13 protein-coding genes are annotated in these 12,757 nt (G+C 70.3%); 8 read left to right on the forward strand and 5 right to left on the reverse strand.

All coding sequences use genetic code 11. The annotated features are described in order from the left end of the window. Nucleotides 1-71 precede the first annotated feature (71 nt). From B056_RS0133100 to B056_RS0133115, 4 genes are all read right to left on the reverse strand, one after another. Nucleotides 72-524, reverse strand: coding sequence for a Zn-ribbon domain-containing OB-fold protein (locus B056_RS0133100; RefSeq protein ID WP_018506130.1), 453 nt, complete (start codon nt 522-524; stop codon nt 72-74). After that, nucleotides 524-1,744, reverse strand: a complete 1,221-nt coding sequence (locus B056_RS0133105; RefSeq protein WP_018506131.1) for a CaiB/BaiF CoA transferase family protein — start codon at nt 1,742-1,744, stop codon at nt 524-526. The genes B056_RS0133100 and B056_RS0133105 overlap by 1 nt, the downstream gene beginning before the upstream one ends. Beyond that, nucleotides 1,741-3,027, reverse strand: coding sequence for an amidohydrolase family protein (locus tag B056_RS0133110; RefSeq protein WP_026240435.1), 1,287 nt, complete (start codon nt 3,025-3,027; stop codon nt 1,741-1,743). The genes B056_RS0133105 and B056_RS0133110 overlap by 4 nt, the downstream gene beginning before the upstream one ends. A gap of 181 nt (nt 3,028-3,208) precedes the next feature. Further along, nucleotides 3,209-4,036 carry an AraC family transcriptional regulator gene (locus B056_RS0133115; protein WP_018506133.1) on the reverse strand — a complete coding sequence of 276 codons (828 nt, stop codon included), beginning with the start codon at nt 4,034-4,036 and terminating at the stop codon, nt 3,209-3,211. A 257-nt stretch (nt 4,037-4,293) separates the two neighbouring features. Between B056_RS0133115 and B056_RS0133125 the strand changes: the two genes are divergently transcribed. The 8 genes from B056_RS0133125 (at nt 4,294) to B056_RS0133160 (ending at nt 12,375) form a co-directional block, all read left to right on the forward strand. After that, nucleotides 4,294-5,067, forward strand: a complete 774-nt coding sequence (locus tag B056_RS0133125) for a fumarylacetoacetate hydrolase family protein (protein ID WP_018506135.1) — start codon at nt 4,294-4,296, stop codon at nt 5,065-5,067. A 110-nt stretch (nt 5,068-5,177) separates the two neighbouring features. Then, on the forward strand, nt 5,178-6,116 hold the full coding sequence (locus B056_RS0133130) for a thiamine pyrophosphate-dependent dehydrogenase E1 component subunit alpha (RefSeq protein ID WP_154677369.1): 939 nt from the start codon (nt 5,178-5,180) through the stop codon (nt 6,114-6,116). 109 nt (nt 6,117-6,225) lie between these two features. Continuing rightward, nucleotides 6,226-7,221: an alpha-ketoacid dehydrogenase subunit beta gene (locus B056_RS0133135; RefSeq protein WP_076784823.1), complete on the forward strand. Its 996-nt coding sequence runs from the start codon at nt 6,226-6,228 to the stop codon at nt 7,219-7,221. Then, nucleotides 7,214-7,456 carry a lipoyl domain-containing protein gene (locus tag B056_RS0133140; protein WP_018506138.1) on the forward strand — a complete coding sequence of 81 codons (243 nt, stop codon included), beginning with the start codon at nt 7,214-7,216 and terminating at the stop codon, nt 7,454-7,456. Before B056_RS0133135 ends, B056_RS0133140 begins: the two co-directional genes overlap by 8 nt. A gap of 68 nt (nt 7,457-7,524) precedes the next feature. Further along, nucleotides 7,525-8,892: an aromatic ring-hydroxylating oxygenase subunit alpha gene (locus B056_RS0133145; RefSeq protein WP_018506139.1), complete on the forward strand. Its 1,368-nt coding sequence runs from the start codon at nt 7,525-7,527 to the stop codon at nt 8,890-8,892. A gap of 57 nt (nt 8,893-8,949) precedes the next feature. Beyond that, nucleotides 8,950-10,677, forward strand: coding sequence for an FAD-dependent oxidoreductase (locus B056_RS0133150; RefSeq protein ID WP_018506140.1), 1,728 nt, complete (start codon nt 8,950-8,952; stop codon nt 10,675-10,677). Beyond that, complete coding sequence (locus B056_RS0133155) at nt 10,674-11,033, forward strand: 2Fe-2S iron-sulfur cluster-binding protein (RefSeq protein ID WP_018506141.1); 360 nt, start codon at nt 10,674-10,676, stop codon at nt 11,031-11,033. Before B056_RS0133150 ends, B056_RS0133155 begins: the two co-directional genes overlap by 4 nt. A 151-nt stretch (nt 11,034-11,184) precedes the next feature. Beyond that, the gene (locus B056_RS0133160) at nt 11,185-12,375 is read left to right on the forward strand and encodes an amidohydrolase family protein (RefSeq protein WP_018506142.1); all 1,191 of its coding nucleotides are present in this window, start codon (nt 11,185-11,187) and stop codon (nt 12,373-12,375) included. Between the two features lie 22 nt (nt 12,376-12,397). Here the strand turns inward: B056_RS0133160 and B056_RS0133165 are convergent. Continuing rightward, nucleotides 12,398-12,757, reverse strand: a 360-nt coding sequence (locus B056_RS0133165; protein ID WP_026240436.1) for an amidohydrolase family protein, incomplete at its 5' end; no start/stop codon positions are given.

A 12,757-nucleotide genomic window follows, 5' to 3' on the forward strand; every position in this document is an offset into this window, starting at 1 on the left:
CCGCCGCCCGCACGCGGACCGCCCGATACCGGACACGATCGCCCGCCGCTCGATGTTCCCGGGATCGGCGCTCACGCGATCCACGCTTCCACGGCCTGCCCCTGCCCAGCCTGCCCCTGCCCGGCCGGCCGGAACATCGGTACGAACACGTCCCCTCGCTGTTCGAAGGTCACCTCGACCTCCATGCCGGTGCTGACCGCTTCGACGTCGCAGTCGACCACGTTGGTCAACAGGTGCAGATCGGGCTGCTCGGCGAGCACCACCCGGGCCACGACGTAGGGCGGCTCGTAGCCGGGGATCCACGGGCGGCGGACGACCGTGTAGGTCACCACCGTCCCGCGGCCCGAGACCGGCCGGGACGAGATCGACCGGGAATAGCAGCCAGGGCAGATCGGCGCCGGCGGATGGAACAGCCGTTCGCACGCCGCGCACACGCTGATCAGGAGCTGCCCGGCAGCCCCGCCGTGCCAGAAGCCGCGGCTGTCATCGTCAACCGCGGGTATGGGCCTGTCCACACCGGTCATCAGATGATGGTTCCGCCGGCCTTGAGGTCGCCGATCTCGTCCCAGGAGAAGCCGAGGTCGAGCAGCACCGCCTCGGTGTGCTCACCGTGTTCGGGGGCCCGGCCGGCCCGGCCCGGCCGCTGGTCGAACCGCACCGGTGTGGCCACCAGCGGCAGGTGATGGCCGTTGCCGATGTCGACCTCGGTGAACAGGCCGTTGGCCTTCACCTGGGGGTCCTCGGCGAGCTCGTGCGGGTACTGGCTGGGCGCCCACTCGCCGTCGAACTCGGCGAGCACGGCCCGCCACTCGTCGAAGGTGCGCTCGGCGAAGACGCCCTCGAGCCACTCGACGCACTCCCGGGCGTTGCGGCGGCGCGCCACCTGGTCCACGAACCGGGGGTCGTTCGCCGCGTCCGGCTGGCCGAGGCTCTTGCACAGGTCGGGCCAGTAACGGTCGGGGGCGAGCATCTGCAGGACGATGACCCGGCCGTCGGCGGTGCGGTACGGCAGCATCAGCGGGTTCGAGGCCTCGTACCGGTCGCGGGCGGCGACCGGCCCGGTGGGGCCGTTGAGGGCGGCGTTCACCAGGTCCATCTGGACCTGCCACATGCCGGAGGCCAGCAGCGAGGCGTCGATCGTGGCCGGTTCGCCGGTCGTCGACCGCTGGTACAGGGCCGCGCTGATCGCACCGGCGATGGACAGCCCGCCGACCACGTCGCCGAACGCCGGTCGGGGCATGGCCGGCCAGGGCGCGTCGGGGGCGGTGAAGATCTGCTGCATGCCGCTGCGAGCCCAGTAGGCGCCCGCGTCGTAGCCGCCCCGGCCGGCGTCGGGCCCCTGGGAACCGAACGCGGTGCCCCGTACGTAGATCACCGCCGGGTTGTCGGCCCGGACGTCGGCCAGCTCGAGGTTCAGCCGGGCGCGGGTGTCCGCGCGCAGGTTGGTCACGAAGACGTCGCTGGCGGCGATGAGCCGGGACAGCAGCCGCCGGCCGGCCGGCGCCTTCAGATCCACGGCGACGGAGCGCTTGCCCCGGTTCGTGGCCTGGAACTGCACGTCCACGCCGTTCCACAACTTGTGCAGGCCGGCGGTGACGAGGCCGCGGTAGGGATCACCGGTCTCGGGATGTTCGATCTTGATGACCTCGGCGCCCCACTCGGCGAGCACGGCCCCCGCCATCGGGACGAACACGTGCGAGGCCACCTCCAGGACGCGCGCCCCGGCGAGCGGCGCCGGGCTCACGCCGTCCTGCCGGGCTCGTGCGCGTGCGCGAACTGGCCGACCGTGGTCAGCCGGTGCTCCACGGGGCCCCGCGAGACGATCGAGATGTCATGACCGGCGGCCTCCCTGCGCAGCGCGCCGACGGTGCACCGCTCGCGCGGCCGGATCGAGAAGGGATCGAACGAGTACACCTGCATCGCGTTGCGATGGGTGATCTTGTCCACCTGCAGGTCGGTCAGTCCCGCCACGGCGTCGATCACCACCTCGGGTGACCGCGGCCAGGTGCTGTCGGAATGCGGGTAGTCGCACTCCCAGGTGACCATGTCCTCGTTCATCCGGTCGAGGTTGGCCACCCCGAAGTCGTCGACGATGAAACAGGTGACGACGTGCTCCCGGAAGATCTCGCTCGGCAGGCGGCCGCCGAGCTCGGGACGGGTCCAGGCCCGGTGCTGCTGGTAGGCGTAGTCCGCCCGCTCCAGGAAGTACGGAATCCAGCCGATCCCGCCCTCCGACAAGGCCACCTTGAGGTTCCTGAACTTCTGGAAGATGGGCGACCAGACGAGGTCGGCCGCGGTCGGGAAGGTCTTGATGGCGGCGCAGGTGATCTCGACGTTCATCGGGGCGTCGGGCGCCGTGACCACGCCGATGGCTCCGGAACCGATGTGCACGCACACCACGGTCTCGGTTTCCTCGCAGGCCGCCCAGAACGGGTCCCAGTGATCGCTGTGCAGCGACGGGAAACCGAGGGCGTAGGGATTCATCGAGAAACTGACCGCGTGGGAGCCCTTGGCCGCCGTCCGGTGGATCTCCTTGGCCATCAGCTCGGGATCCCACAGTGGTGGGATCGAACACGGTATGAACCGGTCCGGATACGCGCCGCACCAGGCTTCGATGTGCCAGTCGTTGTAGGCGGTCAGCACGGCGAGGGCCAGGTCGGCGTCCTGGTCGGCCCGGCTGGCGAAGAACTGGCCGCAGAAACGGGCCATCGACGGGAAGTTCAGCGAGGCGAGAACGCCGTTGGCGCTCATGTCCTTGACCCGCTCATGGACGTCGTAGCAGCCGCGCCGAATCTCGGCCAGCCGTGTCGGTTCCAGGCCGTATTCCTCAGGCGGGCGGCCGGCTACCGCGTTCAGGCCGGAACTGCGGGCCTCGCCCTCGCCGAACACCCACTTGTCGCTCACCTCGTCCGAGACGAGCCGGGGTGCCCGGTCGGCGTACTTCGCCGGTATGAAGCCCTCGAACATGTCAGGGGGCTCTATCACGTGGTCGTCAACGCTGATAAGGATCAGGTCGTCCATGTTCATGTGGCCTCCCCAGCTGATTTCCGCTCCAGTTCCAGCGGTGCCCTGTGAGTTCCATCATCGGGGCCGGTGTCCTGGCCGTCTTTGCGGGTTCGGCCAAGTCCTTGCCCGTTTCGGCCGGGGTCCGGCGCCGGTCGTCGAGGGTGGGAAGCCCGTCGGTGGTTCGGGGGGCGGCATCGAGCGGTCAGCCGCGGACGCGCTGGCGGTAGGCGGTCGGCGTCTCCCCGGTGTACTGGCCGAAGGCCCGGGTGAACGCGCTCACGCTCTGGAATCCGACGGCGAGGGCGATGGTGATTATCGTCTGCTTCTGGCTGTCCTGAGCGAGCAGTGACATGGCCCTGAGTAATCGGCTTTCGAGGAGATACCGGCGCCAGGACATGCCGGTGGCGGCGAGGAACGCCCGGCGCAACGACCGTTCCGAGGTGCCGACGGCCGTGCACAGCTGCGGCAGGGAGACGTCGGCCAGGTGCTTGTTGGTGTACTCCATGGCGGCGGCGACGAGCGGGTCGGGGGTGTTCGGCAGGCACAGCGGGGTCTCGTGGTCGAGCCATTCGACGACAAGGTGGGCGAGGGCGTCGAAGAAGGCCTCCGCCATAGGTTCCGTCGCCGCCCGCCTGATCGGCCATCGCCTGGCGTAAAGGACCATTTCCCGGATCACCGGAGCGGCGGCGAGTATCCGGACCCGGTCGCCCGCTGGCAGGCCCATCACCGGGTCGAAGAACACTGAGACGGCCTTGACGTTTCTCCAGGTGCTGCAGTGAATCGTGCCGGCCGGAATCCACACCGCCTGCTGCGGCGGGAGAAGGTAGCGCGCCGTCGCGGTCTCGACCTCGACGACGCCCTCGAACGCGTACTCCATCTGGTGCAGGTCGTGCGAGTGCCACCCGGTGACCACGTCGTCCCGGACCTCGAGGGTGTACGTGCCGGCTCGGATGACCGGCCTGCCCTCGGCCTCACCGCGGACGTCGGCCGAAATGGGCAAGGTGCCGAGGGTACCTGCGGTGAGCGTCATGGGGTGACGGTAATGCAGGTGCCGGGGCGCGCCAAGGTGACCGAAAGTAGCAGGAAACTGGCCGGATGCGCAAAGACCGTCACCGTGGCGCCGCCGATGATGAACCGGCAGGGCGCCGCCGGCAGACCCGCCGGGCTGACGGCCTCGGCCGACGGCCGGGCACGGAGCCGGCCCACGGGGCCGGGCCGTGCGGCCGGTCCACGGACCGGTCCGCGGGTCCGGTGACTGCGATTCCTCCGGGCGAGAGGGGCCTGGCAATGCTGCTCGGTCGTGCACTGATGGGCGACACCTCGTGCTTCGGGGAGGTGGTGGATGATCGTTTCCACCTGCTCTCGGGCGGCCTGCTGGACGGATTCCGCCGGGTCGGGCGGTCCCTGCCGCTGGCGGATCTCGTGCTCGGCGCGCCGCTGTCCGACGTCCGGCTCATCGCCGTGATGGGCGGCTTCCTCGAACCGGGGACGTCCCGCCCGCCGGGGCTTCAACCGATGTGGGTGCCCAAGGCGTGCGGGTTCGTCAGCGGCGACAACGCGCCGATCCGGGTGCCCGCGGCGCTGACCGGGCCGGTGCAGATGGAGGCCGAGCTCGCCGTCGTCGTGGGTCGTCCGCTGCGCGGGGCGTCACCGGCCGAGGCGGCCGCGGCCATCTTCGGCTGGACGGTCCTCAACGACGTCACCGCGGCCGAGTACGTGGCGCCCGGCCTGTGGGCGACCGCGAAGTCGATCGACGGGTTCGCGTCGTGGGGTCCGTGGATCCGGCGGGATCTCACCGAACGCCGCGTCCTCGAGGGGCTGGCGATCACCGGGACGCTCAACGGGAGCAAGGTCCAGTCGGGCGACACCCGGTACTACCGGTTCGCGCCGAGCGAGATCCTCAGCCACGTCAGCCGGCGGATCAGCCTGTTTCCCGGCGACGTCGTCACGCTCGGAACGCCACCGCCCGCCGCTGACGCCGCCGCCGGCGACCACATGGTGTGCGAGGTCGAGGAGGTCGGCGTCCTGACCAACCAACTGCTCGACGAGGAGGCGCCGTGACGACGCAACGGGCCGCCGGGCCGGCGGAGCGAGCCGCCGGGCCGGCGGGGCGGGCGGAGGGCCCAGCGGAGGGGCCGGCGGTCGACGCCCGGCGCCTGCTGTACGAGCTGATGACCCTCATGAAGGCGGCCGACGACCGGCTGAGCCGGGGGATCGCCTCCGGCGAGCTGCAGTGCGTGTACTGGCCCTCCCGTGGCCAGGAGGCGATCGCCGCCGCGATGGGCGTGGTGCTCCGCTCGGACGATCAGCTGGTCACGACGTACCGAGGACTGCACGACCTGATCGGGAAGGGCGTGCCGCTGGTCGAGATCTACGGCGAGATGCTGGGCCGCCAGGTCGGCGCCGGCCGCGGCAAGGGCGGGACGATGCACATCGCGCACCCCGACTCCGGCCTCATGATGTCGACGGGGATCGTGGGCGCGGGCCCCCCGGTCGCGGTCGGACTGGCCATGGCGGCGCGGCGCCGGGGCCTCGACCGGGTGACGGTCGCCAGTTTCGGTGACGGGGCCACGAACACCGGCTCCTTCCACGAGGCGGCGAACATGGCGGCGCTGTGGGACCTGCCGCTGGTGCTGCTCTGCCAGAACAACCAGTACGCCGAGATGACGCCGACCGGGCACACGATGAAGATCGCCCAGGTCGCGGACCGGGCGGGTGGGTACGGGATGCCGGGTGTCCGCGTCGACGGCAACGACCCGCTCGCGGTCGTCGCCGCGCTGCGGGAGGCCGTGGACCGGGCCAGAACCGGCGCCGGTCCGACGCTGCTGGAATGCGTGACGTTCCGATTCCGCGGTCACTACTTCGGTGATCCCATGGCGTACATACCGCCGGAGCAGCTGGCAGCCGCGCTCGCGGCCGATCCCCTCCCGCGGTTCCGGTCCCGCCTGTCGGACGACGGGGTCTGCGACCCGGCCGAGCTCGACGGGATCGAGGCGGCGGCCGTCAGTGCGGTCGACGAGGCGTTGGCCGCCGTCCTGACCGCACCCGCCGCGGCACTCGACGAGCTGGACCGGGACGTGTACGCCGACCCACGTAACTGCCCGGCCTAGCGCGGTTAGCGCGGTCGCCCGCCCGGGACGCGTGTTCCGCACCGGAGGCGGCCCGGAAACCCCGCATCGGACGTGACCTGGAAATGAGGTGGACGTGGACGAACGACGGATGACGATGCGCGAGGCGTTGAACCTCGCCCTGGACCAGGCGCTGGAGCGTGACGAGCGCGTCTTCCTGATCGGTGAGGACATCGCCGACCCGGGGGCGTCGGGTCCGACCGCCGGCCTGTCGAGCAGGTACGGCACCGAGCGGGTGCTGGACACCCCGATCTCCGAGGCGGCGATCGTGGGCGCGGCCATCGGAGCCGCGATGGAGGGCTTCCGCCCGGTCGCCGAGATCATGATCATGGATTTCATCGGGATCGCCGCCGACCAGATCGTCAACCACGCGGCGAAGATGCGGTTCATGACCGGGGGGCGGACCACCGCGCCCATCACCGTGCGCACCCAGGTCTACGGCGGGCTCGGTACCGGCGCCACGCACTCGCAGTCGCTGGAGGCGTGGTTCATGCACATCCCGGGACTGAAGGTCATCGTTCCCTCGACGCCGCGCGACGGCAAGGGCCTCCTCACCTCCGCGATCTTCGACGACGACCCGTGCGTCTTCCTGGAGACGATCCGCCTGCAGGGCCAGCGCGGAATGGTGCCGGTCGACCCCGGGTTCGCCATCCCGCTCGGCCAGGCGGACGTGAAGCGCCCCGGCACCGACGTCACCCTGATCAGCTACGGCCGCGGGGTCGTCGAGTCACTCGGCGCGGCGGAGGCGCTCGCGGGCGAGGAGATCAGCGCCGAGGTACTCGATCTGCGCACCCTCGTCCCGCTCGACACGGCGGCGATCCTCGAGTCGGTGCACCGGACGACGCGGGCGGTGGTGGTGCACGACGCGGTGCAGTTCGCCGGACCGGGAGCGGAGATCGCCGCGATCATCCAGAACGAGCTGTTCGACCGCCTCGCGGCACCGGTGGAGCGGGTGGGTGCCCGTTTCGTACCCAACCCGGCACCGCCGGCGCTGGAGTCACAGATCTACCCGAACTCCGCGAAGATCATCGCGGCGGTCCACCGGACGCTGCGCTGGAAAACCACCAGGGAAGGCGCACGTGGCTGACTTCACGATCCGTATTCCACGGGTATCGGTCGCGATCTCGGAGGCTGAGCTGATCGAGCTTCTCGTGGCGGAGGGGGCGCGGGTCGAGGAGGGTGACCCGCTGTTCATCATCGCGACGGACAAGGCTGAGACCGAGGTGGAAGCCGGCGCGTCCGGAACCGTGCACTGGAGCGGCGCGGTGGAGACCGTCTACGAGATCGGTGCCGAGATCGGGACGATCAGAGCCCTCGGCTGACACCGACATTGACAGGCGTCCGCCGGCCCGGACAGTCCGACGCCGGCGCTGAAAGGAGGTGTACGCCGATGGCCGTCACCGACGACCGCCGGGCCGATCCTTCCCGGGACTCCGCCCACAGCCCGGCCCGGGATGTTCCGTTCGCCATCCGGGACCCGTTACGGATACCACGCGAGCGTTATTACGACCGGAACTTCTTCGAGCTCGAGAACGAGTATCTGTGGCCGCGCGTCTGGCAGATGGCCTGCCGGCTGGAGGAGATCCCGCGGCCCGGCGACTTCGTCGAGTACGAGATCTGCGACCAGTCCGTTCTGATCGTGCGGCAGCCCGATCTGTCTATCAGGGCCTTCCACAACGCCTGCCGGCACCGGGCCACCCAGCTGTGCACGGGTTCCGGGCGGCTGCTCGGCGGCCAGATCGTGTGCCCGTTCCACGGCTGGCGCTGGAACCTCGACGGCAGCAACTCGTTCGTGTACGGCGCCGACGGCTTCGCGCCGGAGACGCTGCGCCCGGAGGACCTCCGGCTGCGCGAGTGCCGAGTCGACACGTGGGGCGCCTGCGTGTGGATCAACATGGACGAGCACGCCCGACCGCTGCGGGAGGCGCTGTCACCCGGAGCCGAGATTCTGGAGACGGTCGGCGTCGAGAACCTGCGCGTGTGGTGGTGGAAGGAAACCATCCTGGACGCGAACTGGAAAGTCGCGCAGGAGGCCTTCCACGAGGGCTACCACGTGATGGCGACGCATCCCCAGCTCTCCTTCGGGATGGGCGAGGACTATCCGGTGGGAACCGTCGACTACACCGCGCTGGCGAACGGCCACGCCCGCTTCCAGGGAAAGTTCGACCCCGCGGCCGGGGGCGTCTCGGAGGGGCGCGGAGCGGAAGCCTTCCTCGCGCGTTCCCGGCTGCTGTGGGAAGGCCAGGACGCGATGACCCTCGAGCGGGACCTGCACGTCTTCGAGGGACTCCGGAAGCTGGTGCCGCCCGGTGAGGACTTCCCGACCGCGGCGATCAAGGCGCTGTTCGACTACGCCGCCGGCGCCGGAATCCCGCTGCGCCCGACGCCCGAGGGGATACGTCTCTGGGGTGGTGAGGTGTTCCTCTTCCCGAACTTCATGGTGCTTCCCCTGTACGGCAACGCGCTGTCCTACCGGGTCCGCCCGTACGGGAACGACCCCGAGAAGTGCCGCTTCGAGGTGTGGTCGCTGACCATGTACCCGGAGGGCGCCGAGCCCGGCCGGGCGACGCTGAAAGGGCGCTTCGCCCCCGACGACACCGAGAACTGGGGCCTGATCCCACGCCAGGACTTCGGCAACATCGGACGCCAGCAGCGCGGCCTGCACTCGCGCGGCTTCCGCGAGCATCGTCTCGCGGCCCGGTGGGAGCCGGCCATCGGCAACATGCACGCGGAACTCGACCGCTATCTCGCCGGCTAGCGGGTTCCCGCTCACCACCGGCAACGTCATCCCGATCGCTTCAAGTGGGGGTTCACCGTGGCGGACTCGGACAGCACCGCTGACGACGGGACCACGTACGACCAGGCCGCATACGACCGGACCACCGACGTCGTCGTCGTGGGATCGGGTGGTGGTCTGTGCGGCGCCGTGGCCGCGGCGACGAGCGGCCTGGACACGCTGGTGATCGAGAAACAGTCGATGATCGGCGGGTCCACGGCCATGTCGGGCGGCGTGCTGTGGCTGCCGGACAACCCGCTCATGCGGGCCGACGGTGTCCCGGACTCGCTGGAGGACGCGCTGGCGTACTTCGAGTCGGTGGTGGGCGACGTCGGCCCCGCCTCGTCGCGTGAGCGACGGATCGCCTACATCACCGAGGGCTCCGACATGGTCCGCTTCCTGCAGGGCCTGGGGTTGCGTTTCGAGCGGTGCGAAGGCTACAGCGACTACTACGCGCAGGTGGCGGGAATCCGCGGCGGCAGTGCCCGCGGCCGCTCCATCGAACCCGCGGTGACCGACGCCAGGAGGCTCGGCCCGTGGCGCGAGAAACTGATGCCGGGGATGACGGCCGCGCTGGGCATCGTCGTGATGACTCGCGAGGCGTCCACCCTCCAGCTGATCAAACGGCGGCCGAGGGCCGTGCGCACCGCTCTCAGAGTGGGGCTGCGCACGGCCGTGGGCCGGCTCCGGAGACAGGCCCGGCTGGCCAACGGCGCGGCCCTGGTCGCGCAGGCCCTGGAGGCGGCGCTGGCGGCCGGGGCGACGGTCTGGACGGACACCGGGCTGGTCGACCTGATCGTCGAGGACGGCCGGGTGGCCGGCGTCGTGGCCAGCCGCGACGGGCGGACCGTCCGGATCCGGGCCCGCCGCGGCGTGCTGCTGAGCTCGGGCGGTTTCGCCCGCAACGCCGACCTGCGCCGGCGCTACTCGAAGCAGCCGAACGACGGGTCGTGGACCATCGCCAACCCCGGGGACACCGGTGAGGCGATCGAGGCCGCCCAGCGGGTCGGTGCCGCCGTCGACCTCATGGACGAGGCGTTGTGGATCCCGGCCTCCATCCAGCCCGGCGGACGGCCGAGCCTGCACACCGGCGAGCGCAGCAAGCCGGGCTCGATCATCGTCGACCGGGCCGGCCGGCGGTACTTCAACGAGGCGGTCTCCTACATGGAGGCCGGGCGGCGGATGTACGCGCACAACACCGCCGGTGAGTCCATTCCGAGCTGGCTGGTCATGGACTCCCGCCACCGCGGCCGTTACCTGTTCGCGTTCCGTGCCAACACCCCCGGGGAGTGGATCGCCAGCGGCTACATGAAGAGGGCCGACACGTTGGAGGGACTGGCGCGGGCGTGCGGCATCGACCCGGACGGGCTGGCCGCCACGGTCGAGCGGTTCAACGGGTTCGCGAGGCAGGGCACCGACCCCGACTTCCACCGCGGCGAAGGCGCGCACGAGCGGTACCAGGGCGACTACGGCAACCGGCCGAACGCCTCGCTCGCGCCCGTGGAGAAGGCGCCCTTCTACGCGGTCGAGCTCTACCCGGGCGATGTGGGGACGAGCGGCGGGCTGCTCTGCGACGAGTTCGCCCGGGTGCTCGACACCGACCACGACCCGATCCCGGGTCTGTACGCCGCCGGGAACTGCACCGCGTCGGTGATGGGGCGCACCTATCTGGGAGCGGGCGCCAGCATCGGGAACAGCTGCGTCTTCTCCTACATCGGCATGAAGCACGCGGCGCACGTCGTCTCCGCCGACCCTGTGGCGACGTGACCGGGCCGGACGGCGGGCGGGCCGGGCGGCCGCTGGTCCGGGTCGAGCCCCTCGGCGCGGACCTCACCCCCGAGCCTGGCGAAACGATCATCGAGGCCGCGTGGCGGCTCGGGTATCACTGGCCCACCGTGTGCCACGGCCAGGCCAGCTGCACGGTGTGCCACGTCGAGGTACTCAGTGGCGCCGAGCACCTGACACCCGCGGACGAAGAGGAACGCGACGCTCTCGAGAACCGACTGCCCGGTGCGCGCCGCCGCGATCTCGTCGAGCTACGGCTGGCCTGCCGGGCGTGCGCCACCGGAGACGTCGCCGTGCGCAAGAAAGGCGTTCGGCGACTCGCCGGAACGGATTCCTGACTCGGCCCCGAAAAGGCCTCCGCCGAGTGCTCCGGCCGAGCGGCCACGCCGAAACGAACAAGAAACTGACCGAATGCGCAAAGACGGCCGCGGGCCATGCGCTGATGATGGTTCTTGAGGCTATCGGGACGAAACCAGGAGAGCAGGGGAAATGGCAGCGCCAGAACTGATCATCGACGCGGACAGCCACATCACCGAGCCGCCGGACGTGTGGACCGCCCGGGTCCCGGCGAAATACCGCGAGGACGTCCCGCACGTGGTGCGGCAGGGCACGGCGGACACCTGGGTGCTCCACGGGGAGCGGTTGGCCCCGGTCGGCGTGACGGCCCCCGCCGGCTGGCCGACGTTCCCGCCCGAGTACCCGCAGACCTACGAGGACTGCCACCCGGGTGCCTACCAGGCGGACGCCCGCCTGCGGTACATGGACGAGGCGGGCATCTGGGCCCAGGTGCTCTACCCGAACGTGGGCGGGTTCGGCAGCGAGAACTTCCTGAAACTGAAGGACGACACGCTCAAACTGCTGTGCGTCTCGGCCTACAACGACTTCCTCCTCGACTGGTCCTCGGCCGACCTGCGCCGGCTGCTGCCGGTGGTCGCCACCCCGTTCTGGGACATCGACGAGACCGTTCGGGAGATCGAGCGGTGCGTCCCGCTGGGCGCGCGCGGCATCCTGTTCACCGGCGAGCCGCAGCGTTACGGGCTGCCCGTGCTCGGCTCACCGCACTGGAACCCGCTCTGGGAGGTCGCCCGGGCGGCCGACCTGCCGATCCACTTCCACATCGGCAGCGCCGGAGACACCCTGGAGCTGTCCACCCCGGAGCGCTACGCCCAGCACGGGGTGAACGGGGCGCAGGCCTACTGCGCGGTGAGCCTGTTCATGAAGAACGGCGTCCAGTGCTCGGATCTGATCACGTCGGGCGTGCTGTCCCGCTATCCCGAGCTGAAGTTCGTCTCGGTGGAGAGCGGTATCGGCTGGCTTCCGTTCATGCTCGAGGCCACCGACTACAGCTGGCTCGGCGCGTTCCGCCCGGGCCGGGAACGCCAGCCGGGAGACATGCTGCCGTCCGACCTGTTCCGGCAGAGCGTCTTCGTCACCTACTGGTTCGAGTCGTTGGCCCCGAAGCACTTCCTCGACCTGATGCCGATCGACAACATCCTCTTCGAGACCGATTTCCCGCACACCACCTGCCTGTTCGGGAACATCCAGGAGACCATCACCTCCGGCCTCGGGCACGTCGCCGCCGGCGCGCGCCGGAAGATCCTCTGGGAGAACGCCACCCGGCTCTACCGGATCGAGGAGCCGTCGGCGGCGTGGCGGGCGACCGCCGGACCGGCCTCGTGAACCCTGAGTGATCCGGCCTGGGTCAGACGCGGTAGAGCTTGACCGCGTTGCCGCCCATGACCTTGCGCCGCGTCTCGGGGCGGAGCGTGGCGATCGTCTCGCCGACCAGGCCGAGCGGGTTCGGGTGCAGGCTCGTCGGGTGCGGGAAGTCGGTCTCGAACATGATGTTGTCCTCGCCGACGGTGTCGACGAGGTGCTGGAGGTCGCCGCGGCCCTTCTCGAACCAGAAGGTCGCGTACCAGTTCGAGGCGAAGTACTCCGACGGCAGCTTCTGCAGNTTGTGGAAGTACTCCGGCGCGTTCTCCTCGAGCTCGTAGTCCATCGCCTCGAGCATGAAGGGGATCCAGCCGATGCCGCTCTCGACCGAGACCATCTTCAGGTT

Origin of the sequence: Parafrankia discariae (genome assembly GCF_000373365.1) — a bacterium.
GTDB classification, from domain to species: Bacteria; Actinomycetota; Actinomycetes; order Frankiales; family Frankiaceae; genus Parafrankia; species Parafrankia discariae.

Excerpts from the sequence above, each read along its gene's own strand:
- B056_RS0133110 (WP_026240435.1), bottom strand. The coding sequence starts at position 3,027 with ATGAACATGGACGACCTGATCCTTATCAGCGTTGACGACCACGTGATA.
- B056_RS0133115 (WP_018506133.1), bottom strand. The coding sequence starts at position 4,036 with ATGACGCTCACCGCAGGTACCCTCGGCACCTTGCCCATTTCGGCCGAC.
- B056_RS0133160 (WP_018506142.1), top strand. The coding sequence starts at position 11,185 with ATGGCAGCGCCAGAACTGATCATCGACGCGGACAGCCACATCACCGAG.
- B056_RS0133100 (WP_018506130.1), bottom strand. The coding sequence starts at position 524 with ATGACCGGTGTGGACAGGCCCATACCCGCGGTTGACGATGACAGCCGC.
- B056_RS0133145 (WP_018506139.1), top strand. The coding sequence starts at position 7,525 with ATGGCCGTCACCGACGACCGCCGGGCCGATCCTTCCCGGGACTCCGCC.
- B056_RS0133135 (WP_076784823.1), top strand. The coding sequence starts at position 6,226 with ATGACGATGCGCGAGGCGTTGAACCTCGCCCTGGACCAGGCGCTGGAG.
- B056_RS0133130 (WP_154677369.1), top strand. The coding sequence starts at position 5,178 with ATGACCCTCATGAAGGCGGCCGACGACCGGCTGAGCCGGGGGATCGCC.
- B056_RS0133125 (WP_018506135.1), top strand. The coding sequence starts at position 4,294 with ATGCTGCTCGGTCGTGCACTGATGGGCGACACCTCGTGCTTCGGGGAG.